The following is a 20,536-nucleotide window of genomic DNA, read 5'->3' on the forward strand; positions in this document are numbered from 1 at the left end:
GGCTGAGAGCGATGACGCGAGACTATCAGGCGTTGAGCACGCGGCCGGCGACGACGTCGAGCTTCGCCACCATCTCAGGATCACGCGCCGCGGGCGCAGTGATGAGGCTATAGGTCAGCGCGCGGTCGCAACCGGCCGGGCACAGATCACGGCTTTGGCCCACCACCGGCAGCACGGCCTTGACCAGCGCGCGGGCATTGTCGGCATTGCCGAACAGCACCTTCACGACCTGATCGACCGTCACGGCGTCGTGCCCCTCATGCCAGCAGTCATAATCGGTGACCATGGCGACGGTCGCGTAGCAAAGCTCGGCTTCGCGGGCGAGCTTTGCCTCCGGCATATTGGTCATGCCGATCACGCTGCAGCCCCAGCTGCGATAGAGCACGCTCTCGGCATAGGTTGAGAATTGCGGGCCCTCCATCGTGAGATAGGTGCCCCCGCGCGTGACGGGCAGGCCCAGGCCGCGCGCCGCCCCTTCCAATGCATCGCCCAGGCGCGAGCAGACCGGATGGGCCATCGAGACATGGGCGACGCAGCCCGTGCCGAAGAAGCTTTTTTCGCGCGCGAAGGTGCGGTCGATGAACTGGTCGATGACCACGAAATGGCCGGGCGGCAGCTCTTCCTTGAGGCTGCCGACGGCCGAGAGCGACAGCACATCGGTGCAGCCGACCCGCTTCAGGGCATCGATATTGGCGCGGTAGTTGAGGCCGCTCGGCGTCATCTTATGCCCCCGCCCGTGACGCGGCAGAAAGACGCAGCGCAGGCCATGCAGACGGCCGAAGAGCAGATCGTCGGAAGGCGGCCCCCAGGGCGTCTCGACCTTCTGCCAGGTCTTCTCTTCCAGGCCGTCGATGTCATAGAGGCCAGAGCCGCCGATAATCCCGACAAGGGGCTCCACCACCGGTCCGGTCGCGTTATCAGCCATAGGGCTCTCCTTCGGTAAAACTGTGGGTGGCCCTGTCTGGCCAGGTGCCAGAGGGTGTGCGCAATCTATGTGGGCTTCAACAACAGCCGGCCGGATGAGGCAAGGCGCCTCTTGATTTAGAGCAATGCCGCAGCGTGAATTTCGCTGGCAAGACGCGTATAGGAATCAGCGGCCTTAGGCAGGCGACCCCGCGGCGGGTGGCACACCTTCCGCCGCATTGCTGAAGGAATGGACCCTATGCCCGATACCCTTCCCCCGGCACAGGACGCGGCGGCCGACCCTGCCCTGGCCCATATGAATTTGCGCGCCGAGGCGACCGCCTGGTTCGCGACCCTGCGGGATCGGATCTGCGCCGCTTTCGAGGCCATCGAGGATGCGCAGACCGGCCCGCTGGCCGATCGGCCGGCCGGCCGGTTCGCGCGCACGCCCTGGCAGCGTGACGCGGCTGAGGGTCCAGAGGGCGGCGGCGGCGTGATGAGCGTGATGCACGGCCGGGTATTCGAGAAGGTCGGCGTCAACGTCTCGACCGTGTCCGGCGAATTCAGCCCCGAATTCCGCAAGTCCATCCCCGGTGCCGCGGAAGACCCGCGCTTCTGGGCCTCCGGCGTCAGCCTTGTCGCCCATATGCATAGTCCGCTCGTGCCGGCGGTGCATATGAACACGCGCATGATCATCACCCGTCACGGCTGGTTCGCGGGTGGCGCCGATCTTACGCCGATGCGCATGGACACACCGGAAGCGCAGGAAGATGGCGCGGATTTTCATGCCGCGCTGAAGGGCGCCTGTGACGCCCATGGCACCGATTTCTATCCGCGCTTCAAGCGCTGGTGCGACGAGTATTTCTTTCTGCCCCATCGCAACGAGCCGCGCGGGCTGGGCGGCATTTTCTATGACCAGCACAAGACCGGCGATGTCGAAGCCGATTTCGCCTTCACGCGCGATGTCGGGCTTGCATTCCTCGACGTCTATCCGCGCATCGTCCGCCGCCGCATGTTTGACGCCTGGACCCCAGAGGAGCGCGAGCACCAGCTGATCCGCCGCGGCCGCTATGTCGAGTTCAACCTGCTCTACGACCGTGGCACGCTGTTTGGCCTCAAGACCGGCGGCAAGACGGAAGCGATCCTGATGAGCATGCCGCCCGAGGTGCGCTGGCCCTAGGCCATCCGACGCGGTGCCCGCGCACGCGGGGGCGTGATCGCCAAGTTGTTGACAAAGCGAAGCAACAGGAGCCCAAGCTAGGGCGTTCAGAGATCCTGATCAGGCTGCCTTCATTACTCCCGCAAGAAGGAGTTCCGGCGATGCTCGACTTAGGTATTGGCAAAACAAAGGACGGCGCCCTGCTCGCCGCCCGCATCCTCCTGATGCTGCTCTTCGTTCTGTTCGGCTGGGACAAGTTCACCCAGTTCGGCGACACGATCGGCTATATGTCGCAGACCGGGGTGCCGGACGCGCCCGCCGCGGCGGTCTTCGCCATCGTCATGGAGTTTTTCATCGGCCTGGGCATTGTCCTGGGCGTCATGACCCGCCTGCTCGCGCTGCTGATGGCCGTCTATACGCTGGCAACCGCCATCATCGGCCATCCCTTCTGGACGATGACCGGCGGGGCCGCGGCCGATGCCGAACTGAATTTCTTTAAGAATATCTCGATCATCGGTGGTCTCCTCGCCCTCTATGTCGGCGGCGGCGGTCGCTATTCCGTCGACGCGACAATCAAGCTGGAGAACCACCACTCGGTGCGGACAAGCTAAAGAATCTTGCCCTCGAACGGCGGCAGGAAATCCGGCGACTCGAATTCGACGACCCAAAGGTCGGGATCGAATTTCACCTGCCGGTCGATATAGGCATCGGCGCGGGCCTGATCGACCGGCTCGGGCCCCGTCGCGCGCAGCCAGGCGAGTTCGCCGCCCGTGCTGCGCGTCTGCGACAGGACCACAAGCCGGTTCTCGCGGTCGCGCAGCACCACCAGGATGCCGCCGGCATCCGCGTCCCCCCGCCGCAGGACCATGCCCGGGCGGCCGTCCTTATCGCCCAGTCGCAAAGCGGCCTGCACCCAGATCTGGGCTTTTACACGTGCTTCCATGAAACCGTCCTTTGCCCACTCGACTCGCCGCGCTCTGCCTGCCAGATGAGGCGAGAGACGAGGAGGGCCTCAATGGACCGAAAGATGACCGAATCCCAGCGTGCTTACGAAGCCAAGCGCGCAGCGAAGAATGGCATGAGCCTGGACAAATGGCTGGCGAGCAAGGAGCAGGAAAAGAAGCAGGCGACCACCGCCAAGCTGCCGCCCGCGCCACCGAAGCCGCCTGGACTGCTGTCCCGCCTGCTCGACCATGCCCATAAACCGCTGAAAACCAAGACCTGATCACCTGCATGCCGGCCGCTGCGGCCGGCATGTCGCCCGACATCAAACCAGGGGACTGTTTTTGACAATGGCCCCGCGCGCCTGAAGGCCCATCTTACCCGATCACCCAACACAGCACATGAGGCTTTCACGCCGCTGCCGGCGCTTGGACGTTTGAGGAGATCGCTTTGGACCTACCGCTGACCCTGCTTCAGCTCGCCGGCTACGTCGCCCTGCTGCTCTGGGGCGTCCACATGGTCCAGACCGGCGTGCAGAGAGCCTTCGGCGCCAAGCTGCGCGGCTTTCTGGGACAGGCGCTACGCAATCGCTTCAAGGCCTTCCTGGCCGGCATCGGCGTCACCGCCATTCTGCAAAGCAGCACAGCGACCGGCCTGATGGTCACGGGCTTCGCGGCCGGCGGCCTGGTGGACCTGGTCCCTGCCCTGGCGGTCATGCTGGGCGCCAATGTCGGCACCACGCTGATCGTGCAGCTGCTGTCCTTCAACGTGACCGATGTGGCGCCCGCGCTGATCCTGATCGGCGTGCTGATGTTCCGCCGCGCCACTGCCGGCACACGCGATTTCGGCCGCGTCTTCATCGGCCTCGGCCTCGTGCTGATGGCGCTGAGCCAGTTCGTCGGCCTCGTCACGCCCTATGAGGACGTGCCGAACCTGAAAGTCTTTCTGGGCGCCGTCGCCAATCAGCCGCTGGTCGATGTCATTCTGGCGGCCGGTCTCACCTGGGCCGCGCATTCCTCGGTCGCGGTCGTGCTGCTGGTGATGTCCTTCGCCGGCAATAACGTGGTGCCACCCGATGCGGCCTTCGCCCTCGTGCTTGGCGCCAATCTGGGCACGGCCATCAATCCGGTGCTGGAGGGGGCAACGGGGGCAGACCCGGCAGCCCGCCGCCTGCCGATCGGCAATCTCATCAACCGCGCCATCGGCACCCTGATCGCGCTCTCCGCCCTGCCCTGGCTGGGCACGCTGCTGATCCAGATCGAGCCCGACCCGTCTCGCGCCGTCGCTGACTTCCATACGGTGTTCAATCTCGTCCTGGCAGCGACCTTCTTCCCCTTCCTCAAGCCTTATGCCGGCCTACTGCGCCGCCTGCTGCCGGCGCGGCTAGACCCGGCCGATCCCTGCCAGCCGCTCTATCTGACCTCCGTCGCCAACGAAGCGCCGGTGATTGCGATCGGCGCCGCCGCCCGCGAGGCGCTGCGCCTGTCCGATGTGCTTGAGATGATGCTGCTCGGGCTGCGCGACGCCTTCGGCCGCGCCGACCGCCGGCAGATTGCCGAAACCAAACGACTGGACGATGTGCTGGATAAGCTGAACACGGCGATCAAGGCCTATCTCACCGGTCTGGACCCCGATTACCTGACGCCTGCCGACCATGACCGGGTGACGGAGATCCTGTCGTTCGCCACCCATATCGAGCAGGCCGGCGATATCGTGGAGCGCGATCTGCTCGGCATCGTCACCAAGAAGCTGCGGCGGGGTCTTGCTTTCTCGAAGGATGGCGAGAGCGAGCTGATCGGCATCATCGACCGTCTGATCACCAATAGCCGCGCCGCGGGCTCGCTGTTCATGACGGCGGATCAGCGCGCGGCGCGTCTGCTGGCCGAGGAGAAGGAAGCCTTCCGCCAGATGGAAGCCCAGGCGACGGCCGCGCATTTCGCCCGTCTGCGCGCCGGCCGCGTCGATACGGCCGAGACCAGTTCCCTGCATCTGGATGCGCTGCGCGACCTCAAGCGCGTCAACGCCCATCTGGTCGCCGCGGCCGCCTATCCGGTGCTGGAGACCCGCGGCAACCTGCTCGCGAGCCGCCTGCGTCCGGTCGAGACCGACTAACCGGCGTCGCGCCGTCTATTCGCTGTCGCCCGCCGACAGATCGAACAGAGCGACATTGAGCAGGCATTCCAGCACTTCCGCCTCCTGCGCGCCGGCAATGGCATGACGGCGGCCGAGGATGAAACAGGGCGCACCGTTGATGCCCAGGCGATGGGCCCGCAAATTGTCGGCATGAACCAATTCGGTCGCGACGTCGCCCGCCAGGAAGGCCCGCGTCTCGGTCGCCGGCAGGCCAGCGGCCAGCGCGATGCCATACAGCACCTCCGGCGCGCCGATATCCTGACCGTCGCAGAAATAGGCGTAGAAGATGGCATCCGCCACCGCCTCTGCCCGGCCGAAGCCGGAGGCGAAATGAACCAGGCGATGCGCATCGACCGTATTGGGCGTGGTGTGGATACGATCGAAACGGAAGCCGATGCTCTCCGTCCGTCCGATCTCCGTGATGGTCGCAAAAACGCGGCGGGCCCGATCTTCGGCGCCAAATTTGCGCTGAATATAGGCATGGCGGCTCATGCCGGAGCGCGGCATGTCCGGGTTGAGCAGAAACGGGCGCCATTCGATGGACAGGCCAATCTCGGGCCGCCGCCGCAGCATGCGCAGCAGCCGGCGCGTACCGATGAAACACCAGGGGCAGATGAGGTCATAGACGATCTCAACGACCACCGGCGCGCGAGAAAAAGCAAGCATATTCATGAGCGTTCTGCCTGCGGGCGCCCTTTTGGCCCGGTCGTGCCGGGCGGGTATGACGGCCTTAGCACGATCTGCGGACGACCGCAGCTCTTCTGATCGCCGTCAGCACCGCCGCGTTAAAGCGCTGTGTAGTCCGATACCGTCGGATCGAGCCGGAATTCATTGACGAAAAAGTCGATGACCGCGCGGACGCGCGGCGCCAGATGCCGGCGGGACGGGTAGACGGCATGGATCGGAATGCGGGGCGGCTGCCAGTCTTTCAATATCGCCCTCACCTTTCCGTTCGCGATATCCTCGTCGAACATCCAGGTCGGCAGCCGGCTGATGCCAAGACCGGCGCGGATGGCATCGCAGATGCCTTCAATACTGTCGCAGCGGAAGCGGCCGCTGACCTGCACCATGGTGGTGCCGTCGGGCCCGTCGAATTCCCATTGATGGGCCGAAGCGCGGCTCTGTCCGCCGGTATAGACGAGACAGGAATGCTGGGCGAGTTCCTGCGGCGTCTTTGGCTCGCCATGCGCTTCCAGATAGTCGGTGGAGACGATGAGGCCGCGGCTGGTGGACCCGAGGTGACGGGCGACGAGAGAGGAATCCGCGATCTGGCCGGCCCGAATGGCAATGTCGATATTTTCGGCCACCAGATCCTGCACCTGTTCGGAAATGCTGATTTCCACTTCCAGATCAGGATAACGCTCCATCAGGCGCTTCAACCGGGGTATAAGATGCAGGCGCGCCATGGAGGTGGAGGACGCGATGCGCACCGTGCCGGACGGCGATGCGCGGCGCTTGCCCAGAACTTCCTCGGTTTCGTCCACGGTATCGAGGACGCGGCGCGCATGGGCGAGCAGATCCTGCCCGTCCTGGGTAAAGGTCAGGCTGCGGGTGGTCCGCTGAATGAGACGAACGTCGAAATGCGCTTCCAAAGCCGCTATCTGTCGCGATATCGCCGGCTGGGTGGAACCGACTTCACGCGCGACAGCGGAGAAGGACCCCGTCTCCGCAACGCGCACAAAACATCTAAAAGCGGCCAATAAATCCATAAGGCATACTCGGTAGCATGAATGATATCATAGGAGAAGGCATTTCAACCGGATAAGGCATGAACCACTTACAGTCTTAGATATAGACAATTCGACGCCAGCCCTGCGATAAACGCATTGGATAACGAGTTTTCGGGTGCCGCCATGAAATCGTTGAACGCTCAGCTACTTGCCTTCAAAACCTCTGTTTTCGAGCGCGCGGATGCGCATACCGCGTGTTCCTTGAAAACCTTGGAGGCAGAATATCGCGCTGAAGCCGCGACGGCGACGCCGCTGGCGGTTGGTCATCGGGCCCCGGACGTTGCTCTGCACGGGGCGGACGGGAAACCGCACCACCTTGCCAAGTATGCCGCCCAGGGACCTGTTTTTGTTCTGTTTTTCAAAGGGGGCTGGTGCCCGTACAGCATCTTGACATTGCGCGCCTGGCAGGATGTCGCTGCAGAGATTCGCAGCGCCGGTGGCTCCATTATCGCGGTTTCGCCGCAAAAAGCGAGCCGGGCCGCCCTGGTTCAGGAGCATAACGGCGTCAGTTTCCCGATTTTGGCCGATGTCGGCAATAAGGTCGCGGAGGCCTTCGGCATCGTTAGCAACGTCAAGCCGCTCAGCCGTGAAATCCTGCTCAAACTCGGCTGTGACCTGACCGACGAAAACACCTCCGGCGATCTCAGACTGCCACGCGCGGCCGAATTTCTGATCGACCGCGACCGCATCGTGCGCTTTGCCCATGTCTCGCCGGTGCATTTTGAGCGCACGGAGCCGCGCGATGCCCTGGCCGTCCTCCGGCAGCTCAATGCCGAGGCTTTGGCGCCGGCCTAAGCCAGCGCCCAGGCCGGCCCCGCCTCAGGCGAAGACGATGCGGGGAAAGTAGAAGCTAACCAGCCAGTTGGGCATGTCGACGATACAGCTGATGCGTAGATCGCCCGCGACCGAACACAGCATATAGGCATCCATCGCCGATAGTCCGTGCTGGCGGCTAAGCAGGTCGATCATCCGTGCCAGGGCTTCCTTCGCGCCCGTCATCAGATCAGGCCCGATCCCGGTCGTGACGTCATAGCCGGCGCCGTCGAGATGCCGCGTGACAGGGCCCGGCGTCGTGAAGCGCGGCGTCTCCAGCGGCGTCTGCTTGATCAGATCCAGCGTCAGCGTCAGGTTCATTGGACTTTCGATCGCGGTGCCGCACACCTCGCCGTCACCCTGGGCGGCATGGGTATCGCCGATCGAAAACAACGCGCCTGCAACCTCCACCGGCAGATACAGCTCGGTCCCTGCGGCGAGGTCGCGAATGTCCATATTGCCGCCGACCCGGCGCGGCGGAACGATGGAATGAAGGCCCGGTTCCGACAGCGCCACGCCGATGGTGCCGGCAAAAGGCTTCAGCGGCACGCGCGCGATATCCGAGAACAGCGCCGGCGCCAGGCTTTGCGCGTCATAGGACCAGATCTTCAGTGCAGGGTCGGGAAACTGATCGGCCAGCAGGCCAAAGCCTGGAATATTGGCCGTCCAGCCGAAGCCTGACGGGGTAAAGCTGTGGATGCTGACCTTGAGGATATCCCCGGGCTCCGCCCCCTCGACATAGACCGGCCCGGTGACCGGGTTGATGAGGCCAAAATCGAGTGTCTTCACATCCGCGACGGTGCTGGATGGTGTGAGCTGCCCGGCGGACGCGTCGTTACATTCAAAGGCGATGGTGCGGCCGGGCTCGGTGCGCAGCACGGGCGTGAAGCTATTGTCCCAGCCGAAATGGTGCTGAGCCGCGTGGATCGTAAAATCGCAATTTTTGCACATGCAGCGCAGCCCCTGGGCAGGATGTTCCGAATCCTCCCCAGCCTAGCCGAAGAAAAGAGGCTTTGGGCAGTGCTTGCGGCAGGCTTTCTGCTTCAGTATGAAAGGCCCGTGTGTTCGCGTAGCTCAGCAGGATAGAGCACAGGATTCCTTGTTGTTATGAACTGGGCGTCGCGAGGGGAAACCGCGCGGCGGAACCGCTCAAAGTCGGGGAAAGCTTGGGGTCGCCGATGACCCCGTGCCAATCCCGAGCCAAGCCCGGCCCGAAAGGTCCGGGAAGGTGTAGAGACTGGATGGGTGGCGCCTAAGGGCCTTCACGGCCGATGGCGAAGGGACAGTCCAGACCACGAACGCGCCGGGCACCTGCCCGCCGGCGGCGGCGAAAGCCGAAGTGGTATGAATCCTGGGGCCGTGGGTTCGAATCCCGCCGCGAACATTCCTGTATCTCGCCTCCGTCGATCGCTGCCGCCACGGGGCCAGCGCAAGCCGAGTCTGGGCTGGCCTGCGCCAAGACGGCGACAGTGTTCAATAGGCGCTATAAAAGAGCAGCCGCCCGATACTGGGCACATGCCCATCATCCAAGACATGCTAAATATTGTTACATGACAGAATGTTTATTGCAGTCTGTTTCACTGTGATCGACCAGCTCCGCCGATCAGCAGGGTTGCAAGACGATCGCTGAGGTCACGCCTTGCTTTAAGGCGTGCTGAGATCAAGCAGCTTCACCACAGCATAGTTTTGCGCCGGAAGGCTCGCATTCTGTCGGCACATCCCCGGGCCGCCATGGAAAAAGCCAAACTTGGCGCCACACTTGCCATTCTTTGCGCGCCTCATGCTCGGCTTGCCAGAAGTCCCGCCCGCATCAGGAGGTTTTCAGAAAGAGGTAAGCTGCAGCGCGATCACTCTGCCAGCATCACGCCCCCATGATCTCGCAGCTTTGTGTTCCGCGGTTCGGTCTGGAACGGGGAAAAGAGGCCGCCGATAGACTTAGGCCCGACGCATCAAATTTCTACCACTTTCGGGCTATGCATAAGCAATATTAGGTCATTTTGCTTGAAATCGCCCCATATCACGGCAAAATCATAGTGCCGCTTATGGTTATCATAAAAAATTTAGTGTCTTATGCATCTGCGTCGAAACGCCGACCGTAGGTCTTACGGTTAAGTGGCGCGACCGATCTGGTCAAGATTGACCGAAAAGAGCCCCGTTTGAGGCTTTCGCCAAACGACTAAGAGCTACATGGATTTCGTGACACCGATGTTATGACCTCACGCTATCGCGATGAGGCCTCATCGGGAGGATTTGCCGGGCACCGGCTTGGGGAACTAACCGTGACGATAGAGACCGACATTTCCGACGGGATCGGTGATCGGATGACTGGCCTGGACCTCTCCGACGCGGCATCGCCCGACGCGGCATCCTTGACCATGATGTGGGTAGACGCCGCCCAACTGAGCCGGGAATGCCTGGTCAGCGCCGTTCGCGCGGCACAGCCGCATTTCCTCATTCATCCTGTGGAATCGGTCGAAGACTGTCTGCGCCTGCAGGAATTACGGCCGGAGCTGGTCGTCTATTATTGCCATGCCGAAGACACGGTCGATATCCGCGCCGTGCAGGCGCTGCACGCGGCCTATCCGCAGGCGCGTCTCGTCATCCTGTCTGATGCATCCACGCTGACACCGACCCTCGTGCGCGATATTCTGTCGCACGATGTCGCGGGATTCATCCTGACCCACCGCACAGGATTGCAGTTGGTTATCTCTGCGATCAGCCTCGTGCATTCGGGCGGAACCTTCGTGCCGCGAGATTTTATCTTCATGAATGGTGAGGCGGCGCCATCTTCAACCGGGCGCAAAGCCAGTGAGACTGGAAGATTGACACAGCGCGAGCTCGCCGTACTCGATCTCATCCGCCTTGGACATTCCAACAAACTCGTCGCAGAAACACTCGGCATGAGCGCCAGCACGGTCAAAGTGCATGTCCGCAACATTATGCAAAAAATGGGTGTTTCCAATCGCACGCAGGTCGCTTTGACCGCCGACCAGTATATCGGAGCCGGACGGCAGCAGCAGACATAAAGACTGTTATTTTCAAACGATTATTTTTTGATCTTACAACTTTAATAGTCGGGTCCCGCATGCTTCATGGATTTTACGGGACTCGCTAAGATCTAATCCGCCAAAGCACGCATTTTGCTTGTCACCGCTTCGTGACGCCAAATGGCTTAGGCCAATACAGCCAATAATGTTTAGTCACGCGTGATCTTACACTAACGGGCAATCCCGAAGATCCAACTAGTGACATTAGCGCACGCGCACATACATAACGGCTCATCACTTTCCCTGAGGGATTCGCACATGGGTCATTCGACATTGCAATTTGAACGACATTTTCAAAGCTTCGCCACATCAGAAGATGTGACGTCGCATGAAGACGCTTCATCAATCGGTACCGTCGCCGCCCTTTCCGACGACGTTGTCACCTCTTTGGATAATCCGCAGGGCCTGTGTTCGCGCATCGCCTGGATCGATCCCTACGCGCTGACGCGGGACTGCATGATAAAGGTGCTGTCGCTGCAGCAGCCGAACCTGATCGTCCACCCGTTTGAGTCGGTTGACGCGTTTCTGGCCGGCGACAGCACGGATGTCGATGTCATCATCCTGTACTCCCATCGGTCGTACGATTCGAGCCTGCAGGATATCGATACGCTCAATGGACTTCTTTCTGACAGGCCCGTGATCGTTCTGTCCGATCAGGAAGAGACGTCGCAGATCCAGACCATTCGCGATGCGCTCCGCGCTGGCGCGAGCGGCTTCATCTCGACGCGCAGCATGGGCCTTGGCATGACGCTATCGGCAATCCGGTTTGTCCAATCCGGTGGAACCTTCGCACCACTCGATTTGCTGCTGTCGGATCAGGCCACCGTGACTGCCGATGAGCCCGCACAGGACTCGCCCTATCGGCTGACGGCGCGTCAGCGCGATGTGCTGGCGCAGCTGCAGCAGGGCAAGGCCAACAAGATAATCGCGCATGAACTCGGGATGAGCGAAAGCACAGCCAAGGTTCATATCCGCAACATCATGCGCAAAATGGGCGCCACCAACCGCACGCAGGCCGCTTTCAACGCCCTCAAGCATTATGCCGGCAGCGACGCTCGCCCTGCCGTGCAATAAGCCGCCGGTCACCGGCTGTATGGCCGCAGGGCGCGGCCAACCCCCGCGCCGCATCTGGTTCCACCCCTTTGGCTCAAAATCCATACCACCATCGTCACTAGTGATGATGGCCCCAAGCCTTGTTCGCGCGGCGCTATTTTTCTATTTCACGGCGTAGCGCACAACAGGGATGACGCAACAATGGAGATACGCTCACCAATCGTTTTCGCGGTCTCGTGGCGCGCGTCGGCCGCGTGCCTCGCCTTGCCGATATAGCAGCAACCAAAGAGGCTGGATTTCAAATATGCCAAAATGCCTCGCAGTCTGGCTAGGGTGATGCACGGTTTGATCCGCATAGCCTGGGTAGACCGCTGCCAGCTGACACGAGAATGCATAAGCACCGCCCTCTCACGGGGGAGCACGCGCATATCAGCAGCCCCGTACGAGGATGTGGCCGGCTTTATCGCCCGCACGGCGACGTCCGATGTCGATCTGGTCGTCCTGCATGGCCATAGCCTGGGCGATCATCTGCCGGCAGACATGACGAACCTACGTGAGGCTGGTTTCGCCCAGCCCGTCATTCTGGTCACGGAGCATGAAGCCGCCGAGAGAGACGCGGTCAAGCAATCGCTGCGACTGGGCGCCAGCGGCCATCTGTCCACACGGTCGACCGGGATTGAAATGGCAATTTCGTCTTTTGCCTTCGCGCATGCGGGCGGCACCTTCGCGGCCATGAACCTGCTGCTGTCTGACGAGCAGGGAGCGCCGGATGCCGTCGCCTTGCGCAACCCCCGGCCCCGCCGCCGCAAGCCGGTCCCGCAAACCCCACCTGTTGAAATGGCCCTCCCGCCAGGCGCAACTGTCAGGATCAAGCCATGACCGGCACGTTCAAGCGCTATCTGCAGGATGGTTATCTTGCCGGCTGTGCCGCCTGGACCAGGCGCATGATCGGCCATCGCGCTGGCCCGCGGCATTTTGACCGCGTCGCCATTGTCGCAGCTTTCGGCAAGAACAACGGCATCACCCGCGGCGCCTTCTTGCAATGGCAGGCGCTGCGGCGCATCGGCATTGCAGCCGAGATGGTCGATGCGACCCCGGCGCTGCGCAACCCCTTCTACCGTGCGCCGCACAGCCCGGCGACAGCCTATATCTTCCACTCAGGCGCGCCACAGACGGCAAGCCTGGTCAGCGCGGTTCTGCCCGCCGCACGCGATGCCTGGCGCATCGGGTACTGGGCCTGGGAATTGCCTGATCCGCCGCCAGACTGGCGCGGATGCGATGACAGCCTGACCGAGATCTGGACGCCCAGCCGCTTTTCCCGCGACAGCCTCGCGCGCATGATGGGCAAGCCGGTCGCGGTGGTTCCGCATTATCTGCCGCCGCACCCGGCCCGCCAGCGCCACGCCGGCGCGCCCTTTACGGTGCTGACCATGGCGGATAGCCGCTCCAGCCTGTCACGCAAAAATCCCGAGGGCGCCATCCGCGCCTTCGTCTCCGCTTTCGGACAATCGAATGCAGCCCGGCTGATTCTCAAAATCTCAGCGCGCGACGAAGAACTGCAGGCGCTCGACGATCGGCTGGGCGGTCTGCTGCGCGCACCCAATATTGAGATCATGCGCGAGTTCATGAGCGACGAGGCGCTGTCCGCTCTTTATGCGCGCGCCGACGTCTTGTTGTCTCTCCATCGCTCGGAAGGGTTTGGCTTGCCGATGCTGGAGGCGCTCGCCCGCGGGGTGCCGGTGGTGGCCACCGGCTGGTCCGGCAACATGGACTTCACCACAGCCGACAACAGCATCCTGGTGCCCTTCCAGCTTGTCCCGGTGCAAGACGCGGCGTCCGTCTATCGTGACAGTCACTGGGCGGAGCCCGATCTCGCGGCCGCGAGTGCGGCCCTACGCCGGCTGGCCGAGGACCCGGCACTGCAGGCACGGCTCGCGCAGGCGGCTTATCGCGACTGCACGAATGTCATGGTCGATTTCCCGCTCACCCATGTCATAGCCGCCTGACGGACCTGTCTCTCACAGGTCCAGCACGCGCTCCGGCGCCATGCGCCGCCGGGCGAGATCGATAAAGGCCAGCAGGTTACCGCGCAGACGTCCGCGTCGATCGACATAAGGTTCGGGACGCGGCGCGCGGGCGATGTTCATGGCCAGGTTGCGCCCGATATGCTCAAACGCCCGCCGCCACGGATAGCCCGCGCCCTTGCCGGCCAGATACAGCGGATTGGCGACTTGCGAATAGCCCAGGCGAAGCCCGGAATTGCGCCCGGTCTTGACGCCGAGATGCGCCCCCACCGCGGCTTCCACTTTCACGATACGACCGAAGGGCGCCAATTGCCGTGACAGATCGACATCCTCCTGCCAGCCATACAGCGGCAGCCGCTCGTCGACGGCGATGCCGTGGACGCGCATCGGCGCCAGCCGAACCGCCATGTTGCAGCCATAGCCGGAAAAAACGGGCGTGATCGCGGTGCTTTGGCCATGGTCGTGAGCGATCGCGCGCTCCGCTTCAGCGATGGCCAGACCGGGACCGCCGATGCCGTCCGCGACCACGCGTCCGGTCGCAACCATGATTGTGGGGTCGCGGCTCATCGCCTGTTCGATGCGCAGGACATAGTCCGTTGCCATAACAAAATCGTCATCCAGGAACAGCATGACATCGGCGCCGGCCGCGGCTGAGACCAGCGCATTGCGCTGCCGCGGCAGCCCCGCCGGGGCAAGAATGATCTCAACCCCCGCGCAGGCGTCCAGTCCCGCGACATCGCTGGCCTTGCTGCCACAGACGATGACCCGGTCCGGCTGCCGGGACTGCCGCACGAGACCGGACAGGATCTCACGCAGCACGCCAGCGCGCCCGACAGTTGGTATTCCGATCACAATATTGAGCGTCACCGAAGCCTCCCGCGGCTGAAAACACTGTACCGAAACCGCGGCTTTCGTGCGGAGTCTGTGCAGCGCATGTCGCTAGACTGCTGCTTCGGGCAAGTCGATCTACCCAAAGGGATTAGGAATCCGCCTTTGCATCGGCCACAGGAATGATCAAGCAATATTGCGATCCGATGCTATTCTGCTGCTTGGTATTAGTAATCGCGCTGACATTGCAGCAGGACAATTTCCCTTATGCGGGATGAGAATTTTCAGCCTACCCATAATGACGTGAGCCTGGGCGGCCAGTTCGCACTAAGGCCGGTGATTGATCCAGCGTCCGGCATCGAACCTATCGCGGTCCCCTTCGGACGGCTGATTGGAATCCTGCGCCGGCGGCTATGGATTATCGTCCTGGCCCTTATCATCGGGCTGGGCGGCGCTGGTTTTGCGGTCTCGAGAATGCCCAGGCTCTATTCCGCTGAAGCCTCGGTCATTATCGAACCGCAGCACACCCAGGTGAGTGATCTGCAGGCGATCTCCAATGACGCCGAGGATACCGAAAGCCTGATGCGCACGCAGATCGATATGCTGGGTTCGCCGTCGCTGGCACTCGGTGTCGTGCAGGCCCTGGATCTGACGCGTAACCCCGAATTCATGCCCCATGCCAGCGGCATCAGCGCGATCGTGCAGGCCTGGGCGAGCCGGCATCATATCATCGCAGCACCGGACAACCGGCCGCTGACGGAAGGTGAGAAGCAGGCCATTGCCGCCGCCACGCTCAGCGGCAAAATCGGCTTCTCCAACGAACCGCATTCCCGCTTGCTCGGCATCACCGTGACCACGCTCAATCCCGATCTCAGCGCCCGCATCGCCAATGAGATTGCCAAGCAGTTCCTGGCCTTCAAGGTGCAGGAAAAATACGCCGCCATGCAGCGCGCTCATGATTGGCTGCAAGGTCAGATTGCCTCCGTCGCCGATGATGTGCGGCAGAAGGATAACGCGGTAGAGGCCTATCGCGTATCCCACGGCCTGGCAGAGGCATCGCCTTATTCTGCCGATAACGGCGGCGCGCCCCAGGGCCAAACCGTCGCGCGGCAGCAGCTTGACGCGATCAGCACGCAGCTGATTCAAATCTCCCGCGATTTGAGCGAAAAGGAAGGCGCGCTGACGCAGGCGCAAGCCGCCATCAAAGGCCATGTCTCGCCCGCGGATCTGCCGGCGGTCCTCGCCTCGCCGGTGATTGCCCAATTGGTGCAGGATTCGGCCGCGGCCTCAGCGCGCGCGGCGGAACTCGGTGCATCGCTCGGCTCCGCCAACCCGGAACTGCAATCGGCCCAGGCGCGCGCCGCCGCCCTGCAGGCCCGCATCAATACTGAGATGGGCTCCATCGCCCGCAGCCTCTCTGTCCAGGTTCAGGCGGCCCGCGACCAGAAAGCAGCGTTGCAGCAGCAACTGGACGGTCTGCGCGGCTCGGTCGGCGACGAAAACGCCGCCGAACTCGGCCTCAATACGCTGGAATCCCAGGCACGCGCGACCCGCAATCTGTATGAGAGCTTCCTGACCCGCGCGGCGCAGCTTGCCAATGTCGCCGGCATTCAGGAGGCGGATGCCTCGCTCGTCTCCAGCGCCGAGCCGCCGCTCGGGGCCTCCTCGCCCAAGCGCATGCGCATCCTGGCGCTGGCGACCTTCCTCTCGGTCGCTGTCGGCGTGGGCATTGCCATTCTTCTGGAACGGCTGCGGGGCGGTTTCAGCCGGCCTGAGGAAGTGGAAGCGGTGCTCGGCCTGCCCCTGCTTGGCATGCTGCCGCATCTCAACCGCCGCAAGCCTGCGCTGCGCCGTGCCGGACGGGCGGATATTGCGATGACCGCATCGCTCAACCGGCTGCGCGGTCAAATGCGGGTGCTGGGCGAAGCGCGGCCGAAGCTGCTGATGATCAGCTCTTCCCTGCCGAAAGAAGGCAAATCGGTCTTTGCCGCCCGGCTTGCGCAGAATATGGCCGCCGCCGGATGGCGCGTGCTGCTGCTGGAATGCGACTTCTGCCGTCCCTCTCTGGCGGGCCATCTCGGCCTGAAATCCGGGGCGGGTCTGTGCGAGATCCTGTCCGGCCACGCTATCGGTGACGGCGAATCCCTCATGCACCGCCCTGCCGCCAATCTGGATGTGATGCTCGCAGGCCGGGTGCGCGCGGATAGCCAGGAACTGCTGGCCTCTTCCCGTATGGCAGCTCTTCTGGCCGACGTGCGCGATCGCTACGATCTCGTCATCATGGATACGCCGCCCGTCCTGGCGGTCGCAGATGCACTCGTGCTGGGCCAGCATGTCGATGCGGCGGTGGCGGTGGTGCAGTGGGAAAAGACCCGGCGCGATGCCGTGACAGACGCAATCCGCCTGATGCGCGAAAGCCGCATTCCCATGCTTGGCATCGTGATGACTCAAGTCCATCAAAAGAAAGCCGCAGCCGCCGGCGGGCGGATTTCCTATGCCTTCCGCCACTACGAAGGCTACCAGCCGAAGCGCGCCTGACCGGTCATGGGAATCACGCTTCTTGGCATCGTCTTGCTGCCGCTGAGCCTTGTCTGGGCCACCAACCCGGTCCGGCTGCTGCAGCTTGCCTTCGTCGCCGCCATTTTCGAGGCCGGCGCCGCCTTCCTGTTCGGAAGTTTCGGCCTGCAGCCCGCACTTGTTCCGGGTCTGATCTTTGTCACCTATGTCGTGGCCCAATATATGCTGGGCATGCGCTATCCGGGCGAGGCGCAGGTGTTCAAAACCCTGGCGCCGCTTCTGGCTCTGCTGGTCTATGCCGCGATCTCCATCATGGTGCTGCCGCAGGCTTTTCAGGGCCGCATCATGGTCTGGCCGCAGCGGCCGGACTTGATCAATCCTGGCTATGTGCCGCTGAGCTTCACCTCCGGCAATGTCACGCAGACGCTCTATCTCGGTCTTTACACCATGGTCGCGCTCTGCGCCGGCCTGCTGGTGACGCGCAGCGGCTTCCGCCTGGAGACTTTGCTGCGCGCCTATCTGCTCAGCGGCTACGCGGTGATCGTCATCACCTTCTGGGATTTCGCCTACCGCGTCGCCCATGTGCCCTTTCCGGCCGCCGTCATCTATTCCAATCCCAATTGGGCGATCGTCAACCAAAGCCTGGGTCCGGTGCCGCGCATTCAGGCAACCTTCTCGGAGCCTGCCGCCCTGGCCTTCTATCTATCGGGCCTGTTCTTCTGCTGCCTGTGGCTGAATGCGCGGGGCCACCGCATCATGCGCGTCGATATTCTGCTTGGCCTCTCGATCCTGGCGATGCTGCTATCGACCTCCACCACCGGCATCCTGACGCTCGCGGCCGGCTTTCCGATGATGATGACCTTCGCGGCCCTCTCAGGGAACGGCCGGGCGGTCGGGCGCCTGGCCAAAAAGGGCGCGGCCTTGCTGTGCGTCGGTGCCATCATCGTGGTTCCGGCCTTCCTCCTCGACCCTAGCCTGCAATCCTCGGTGAATGAGGTTGTGAATTCCACCCTGTCGAAGGGTGACAGTGAATCCTATCAGGAACGCAGCGGGCTGGACGGCGCGGCCCTGGCCACCCTCGCGCAGACCGATGGCCTGGGCGTCGGCTGGGGCAGTTTTCGCGCCTCCAGCCTGGTCCCGGGCCTATCCGCCAATGGCGGCATCTTCGGGCTTGCCATGGTGCTGCTTCTGGCCTTGCAGGTGACCATGCTGATGCGCCGCGCGCGCCGCTATAACCCCGGTCATGCCGGCAGTATCGTGCTGGACGGTTTCGGCGCCGCTTTGTGTGGCCAATTGGCCGCCGCCCTCGTCTCGGCGCCGACCATCACCTCGCTGCCGTTCTATCTGCAGCTGGGCTGCGTCACCGGCACGGCCGCCCGCATGCTGGCGGAAAGCCGCAGCGCCCGTGCCATGGCACCCAGGGCCGGCAGCACCACCATCCTTTCAGACAATCCGAGAAAAAGAGGCAGTTTCGCATGATGCCCGGCCCCGTCTATGTGAACGGGCGCTTTCTGTCGCAGCCCGTTACCGGCGTGCAGCGCTTTGCCGCCGAAATTACGCGCGCAATCGACAGTCTGGCCACTCAGGGAGAGTGGCCAGAGACCGCTTTGTTGACGCCACAATTGGAAGATGGACATCAGCCGGAGATGATTCAGGGCCTGCGCCTGCCCGTCCGCTCCGTCGGAAACCGGCAAGGCCATCTGTGGGAGCAGATCGACCTGCCCCAGGCCACGCGCGGCGGCACTTTGATCAATCTCGGCAATACCGCCCCCGTGCTCAGCGGCGCGCGACAGATCGTCGTCATCCATGATGCCGGCGTCTTCGACACGCCCTATTCCTATTCCTGGAAATTCCGCCTTCTCTACAAAAGCCTCCAGCATGCGCTGGTCCGCCGGGATGCGCAGATCGCGACGGTCTCTGAATTCTCGCGCCAGCGCATCGCGGCCCGGCTCAAGCTCGATCCCGCCCGGATTGCCGTCATCTACGAAGGGGCTGATCATATCCGGCGCGTCACCGCGGACCCGACTGTGCTGACGCGCCATGATCTGGCGCCGGGCGGCTATGCCCTGGTCGTCGGCAGCCGGGCCGCCCACAAGAATCTCGGCGCGCTCACCGACGTAGTGCAGGCCCTGCGCCGGCGCGGCATGGTGGTCGCCATGACCGGGGGTGCCAATCGCACCGTCTTTCAGGACACCGCCGATCAGGCCGCCCTGCGGAACCTTGGTCGCGCCAGCGATGCCGAGTTGCGGACGCTTTATGAAAACGCCGCCTGCCTGCTGTTTCCCTCCCGCTATGAGGGTTTCGGCCTGCCGCCGGTGGAAGCGATGATCTGCGGCTGCCCGGTCATCGCGACGCGCGGCGGCGCGGTCGAGGAAATATGCGGCGAGGATGCGCTCTATTTCGCCATGGACAAGCCGGCCTCCCTCGTCGAAGCCGTCGAGCGGCTGCTGGATCAGCCAGGTCTGCGCGCGGATCTTCGTCAACGTGGCCTGGACCGTGCCGAGCGGTTGAGCTGGCTTTCGGCCGCGCGCCTGCTGGGCAATGTTTTGCAGCAGATGCCATCATGAGGTGTCAGACGTCGAAATTCATCTCGACACTCGGCCTGACGGCGGGCATCGCGCTGCTCGCGGGCCTGGGCTGCGGCAAGGCCCAGGCAGGCTTGCTCGATCCGCCGCAGGATGCGACCCAGGTTTGCGGTGACGCCGTGCAGACAGCGGAAACCCGCTACGCGCTACCGACGGGCTTGCTTTTCGCCATCGCCCAGGTGGAATCCGGTCGTCCGGCCGATGGCGGCCGCCGGCCCTGGCCCTGGAGCGTGCAGGCCGAAAACCAAAGCCATTTCTTCCCCACCAAGGCCGCAGCCATTCGCTGGGTGCAGCAAGCTCAGGCGCAAGGCATCAGCTCCATCGATGTCGGCTGCATGCAGGTTAACTTGATGTATCACCCGACCGCTTTCAAAACGCTGGATGATGCTTTTGATCCTGCTCAGAATGCCGATTACGCCGCCCGATTCCTGATATCGCTACACGCCCAAACCCGTGATTGGCAGGAGGCCGCGGGCCAGTATCATTCACAAACCCTGGCGCTGGCCATTCCCTACCGCCAGCGCGTGGAAGCGATGCTGAGCGGTGGAGACAGGGCGCTGGCACCCCCGGACAATCGCCTGCAGCAGTTGCAGACCGCCTGGAATGCGACGCTCAGCAGCGGTGCAGGGGGGTCCCCATCGGCTGACCTGTCGGGCAATTGGACCCGCCTTCTTGCCGTGCCTGCAACCAAAGCGATTTCGCGCCGGCATCGCCCGGCACCAATTATGCTGAGCGACGCACATTGAAAGCGCGCTCAGACAGCTCAGATGTCGATCTCTTGAACAGACCTGAAGCCCGATGG

Annotated in this window: 19 protein-coding genes; 13 read left to right on the forward strand and 6 right to left on the reverse strand. The window is 63.1% G+C overall.

Translation table 11 applies throughout. The features are described from left to right. Window positions 1-25 precede the first annotated feature (25 nt). Window positions 26-925 carry an S-methyl-5'-thioadenosine phosphorylase gene (locus AC3G7M_RS17620; protein WP_489213434.1) on the reverse strand — a complete coding sequence of 300 codons (900 nt, stop codon included), beginning with the start codon at window positions 923-925 and terminating at the stop codon, window positions 26-28. A 237-nt stretch (window positions 926-1,162) separates the two neighbouring features. On the opposite strand from AC3G7M_RS17620, the gene hemF reads away from it, so the two are divergent. Further along, a complete protein-coding gene (gene hemF, locus AC3G7M_RS17625) occupies window positions 1,163-2,083 on the forward strand; it encodes an oxygen-dependent coproporphyrinogen oxidase (protein ID WP_489213435.1) in 921 nt (306 codons plus the stop codon). Between the two features lie 140 nt (window positions 2,084-2,223). Further along, window positions 2,224-2,673, forward strand: coding sequence for a DoxX family protein (locus tag AC3G7M_RS17630; RefSeq protein ID WP_489213436.1), 450 nt, complete (start codon window positions 2,224-2,226; stop codon window positions 2,671-2,673). Here the strand turns inward: AC3G7M_RS17630 and AC3G7M_RS17635 are convergent. Beyond that, complete coding sequence (locus AC3G7M_RS17635; protein ID WP_489213437.1) at window positions 2,670-3,005, reverse strand: DUF1491 family protein; 336 nt, start codon at window positions 3,003-3,005, stop codon at window positions 2,670-2,672. The genes AC3G7M_RS17630 and AC3G7M_RS17635 overlap by 4 nt on opposite strands. Window positions 3,006-3,089: 84 nt before the next feature. Between AC3G7M_RS17635 and AC3G7M_RS17640 the strand changes: the two genes are divergently transcribed. Further along, window positions 3,090-3,287 carry a hypothetical protein gene (locus tag AC3G7M_RS17640; RefSeq protein ID WP_489213438.1) on the forward strand — a complete coding sequence of 66 codons (198 nt, stop codon included), beginning with the start codon at window positions 3,090-3,092 and terminating at the stop codon, window positions 3,285-3,287. Between the two features lie 167 nt (window positions 3,288-3,454). Then, window positions 3,455-5,116 (forward strand): Na/Pi cotransporter family protein, encoded by a 1,662-nt coding sequence (locus AC3G7M_RS17645; RefSeq protein ID WP_489213439.1) that lies wholly within the window; start codon window positions 3,455-3,457, stop codon window positions 5,114-5,116. A 15-nt stretch (window positions 5,117-5,131) separates the two neighbouring features. On the opposite strand, the gene AC3G7M_RS17650 is transcribed toward AC3G7M_RS17645, so the two are convergent. Then, entirely contained in the window at window positions 5,132-5,809 is a 678-nt protein-coding gene (locus AC3G7M_RS17650) for a DsbA family oxidoreductase (protein WP_489213440.1), read from the reverse strand. 113 nt (window positions 5,810-5,922) lie between these two features. After that, window positions 5,923-6,816: a LysR family transcriptional regulator gene (locus AC3G7M_RS17655; RefSeq protein WP_489213441.1), complete on the reverse strand. Its 894-nt coding sequence runs from the start codon at window positions 6,814-6,816 to the stop codon at window positions 5,923-5,925. Window positions 6,817-6,990: 174 nt separating this feature from the next. Here AC3G7M_RS17655 and AC3G7M_RS17660 point away from each other — a divergent pair, with 174 nt between their 5' ends. After that, the gene (locus AC3G7M_RS17660; protein WP_489213442.1) at window positions 6,991-7,662 is read left to right on the forward strand and encodes a peroxiredoxin-like family protein; all 672 of its coding nucleotides are present in this window, start codon (window positions 6,991-6,993) and stop codon (window positions 7,660-7,662) included. Between the two features lie 24 nt (window positions 7,663-7,686). On the opposite strand, the gene AC3G7M_RS17665 is transcribed toward AC3G7M_RS17660, so the two are convergent. Further along, on the reverse strand, window positions 7,687-8,631 hold the full coding sequence (locus AC3G7M_RS17665; RefSeq protein WP_489213443.1) for an acetamidase/formamidase family protein: 945 nt from the start codon (window positions 8,629-8,631) through the stop codon (window positions 7,687-7,689). A gap of 1,328 nt (window positions 8,632-9,959) precedes the next feature. Between AC3G7M_RS17665 and AC3G7M_RS17670 the strand changes: the two genes are divergently transcribed. The 4 genes from AC3G7M_RS17670 to AC3G7M_RS17685 all read left to right on the forward strand — a co-directional run bounded on the left by AC3G7M_RS17670 (window position 9,960) and on the right by AC3G7M_RS17685 (window position 13,786). Beyond that, window positions 9,960-10,706, forward strand: coding sequence for a helix-turn-helix transcriptional regulator (locus tag AC3G7M_RS17670; RefSeq protein ID WP_489213444.1), 747 nt, complete (start codon window positions 9,960-9,962; stop codon window positions 10,704-10,706). A 219-nt stretch (window positions 10,707-10,925) separates the two neighbouring features. Next, window positions 10,926-11,801, forward strand: coding sequence for a LuxR family transcriptional regulator (locus AC3G7M_RS17675; RefSeq protein WP_489213445.1), 876 nt, complete (start codon window positions 10,926-10,928; stop codon window positions 11,799-11,801). 429 nt (window positions 11,802-12,230) lie between these two features. Continuing rightward, the gene (locus tag AC3G7M_RS17680; protein ID WP_489213446.1) at window positions 12,231-12,659 is read left to right on the forward strand and encodes a hypothetical protein; all 429 of its coding nucleotides are present in this window, start codon (window positions 12,231-12,233) and stop codon (window positions 12,657-12,659) included. Next, window positions 12,656-13,786: a glycosyltransferase gene (locus AC3G7M_RS17685; protein ID WP_489213447.1), complete on the forward strand. Its 1,131-nt coding sequence runs from the start codon at window positions 12,656-12,658 to the stop codon at window positions 13,784-13,786. The genes AC3G7M_RS17680 and AC3G7M_RS17685 overlap by 4 nt, the downstream gene beginning before the upstream one ends. A gap of 12 nt (window positions 13,787-13,798) precedes the next feature. Here AC3G7M_RS17685 and AC3G7M_RS17690 read toward each other — a convergent pair whose 3' ends face one another. Then, window positions 13,799-14,671, reverse strand: coding sequence for a glycosyltransferase family 2 protein (locus tag AC3G7M_RS17690; RefSeq protein ID WP_489213448.1), 873 nt, complete (start codon window positions 14,669-14,671; stop codon window positions 13,799-13,801). A gap of 228 nt (window positions 14,672-14,899) precedes the next feature. On the opposite strand from AC3G7M_RS17690, the gene AC3G7M_RS17695 reads away from it, so the two are divergent. Genes AC3G7M_RS17695 through AC3G7M_RS17710 form a run of 4 tightly spaced genes read left to right on the forward strand, consistent with a single transcriptional unit; the run spans window position 14,900 to window position 20,480 of the window. Beyond that, on the forward strand, window positions 14,900-17,170 hold the full coding sequence (locus AC3G7M_RS17695) for a GumC family protein (protein ID WP_489213449.1): 2,271 nt from the start codon (window positions 14,900-14,902) through the stop codon (window positions 17,168-17,170). Between the two features lie 6 nt (window positions 17,171-17,176). Further along, a complete protein-coding gene (locus AC3G7M_RS17700) occupies window positions 17,177-18,628 on the forward strand; it encodes a hypothetical protein (RefSeq protein ID WP_489213450.1) in 1,452 nt (483 codons plus the stop codon). After that, entirely contained in the window at window positions 18,625-19,716 is a 1,092-nt protein-coding gene (locus AC3G7M_RS17705; RefSeq protein WP_489213451.1) for a glycosyltransferase family 4 protein, read from the forward strand. Before AC3G7M_RS17700 ends, AC3G7M_RS17705 begins: the two co-directional genes overlap by 4 nt. Beyond that, window positions 19,713-20,480, forward strand: a complete 768-nt coding sequence (locus AC3G7M_RS17710) for a lysozyme family protein (RefSeq protein ID WP_489213452.1) — start codon at window positions 19,713-19,715, stop codon at window positions 20,478-20,480. Before AC3G7M_RS17705 ends, AC3G7M_RS17710 begins: the two co-directional genes overlap by 4 nt. The last annotated feature ends 56 nt before the right edge of the window (window positions 20,481-20,536 follow it).

Source organism: Acidisoma sibiricum (genome assembly GCF_057837225.1).

What these genes read in the sequence shown, in the direction of transcription:
- AC3G7M_RS17620 (WP_489213434.1), bottom strand. Translation starts at nt 925, where the DNA reads ATGGCTGATAACGCGACCGGACCGGTGGTGGAGCCCCTTGTCGGGATT.
- hemF (WP_489213435.1), top strand. Translation starts at nt 1,163, where the DNA reads ATGCCCGATACCCTTCCCCCGGCACAGGACGCGGCGGCCGACCCTGCC.
- AC3G7M_RS17630 (WP_489213436.1), top strand. Translation starts at nt 2,224, where the DNA reads ATGCTCGACTTAGGTATTGGCAAAACAAAGGACGGCGCCCTGCTCGCC.
- AC3G7M_RS17635 (WP_489213437.1), bottom strand. Translation starts at nt 3,005, where the DNA reads ATGGAAGCACGTGTAAAAGCCCAGATCTGGGTGCAGGCCGCTTTGCGA.
- AC3G7M_RS17640 (WP_489213438.1), top strand. Translation starts at nt 3,090, where the DNA reads ATGACCGAATCCCAGCGTGCTTACGAAGCCAAGCGCGCAGCGAAGAAT.
- AC3G7M_RS17650 (WP_489213440.1), bottom strand. Translation starts at nt 5,809, where the DNA reads ATGAATATGCTTGCTTTTTCTCGCGCGCCGGTGGTCGTTGAGATCGTC.
- AC3G7M_RS17660 (WP_489213442.1), top strand. Translation starts at nt 6,991, where the DNA reads ATGAAATCGTTGAACGCTCAGCTACTTGCCTTCAAAACCTCTGTTTTC.
- AC3G7M_RS17665 (WP_489213443.1), bottom strand. Translation starts at nt 8,631, where the DNA reads ATGTGCAAAAATTGCGATTTTACGATCCACGCGGCTCAGCACCATTTC.
- AC3G7M_RS17685 (WP_489213447.1), top strand. Translation starts at nt 12,656, where the DNA reads ATGACCGGCACGTTCAAGCGCTATCTGCAGGATGGTTATCTTGCCGGC.
- AC3G7M_RS17695 (WP_489213449.1), top strand. Translation starts at nt 14,900, where the DNA reads ATGCGGGATGAGAATTTTCAGCCTACCCATAATGACGTGAGCCTGGGC.
- AC3G7M_RS17700 (WP_489213450.1), top strand. Translation starts at nt 17,177, where the DNA reads ATGGGAATCACGCTTCTTGGCATCGTCTTGCTGCCGCTGAGCCTTGTC.
- AC3G7M_RS17705 (WP_489213451.1), top strand. Translation starts at nt 18,625, where the DNA reads ATGATGCCCGGCCCCGTCTATGTGAACGGGCGCTTTCTGTCGCAGCCC.
- AC3G7M_RS17710 (WP_489213452.1), top strand. Translation starts at nt 19,713, where the DNA reads ATGAGGTGTCAGACGTCGAAATTCATCTCGACACTCGGCCTGACGGCG.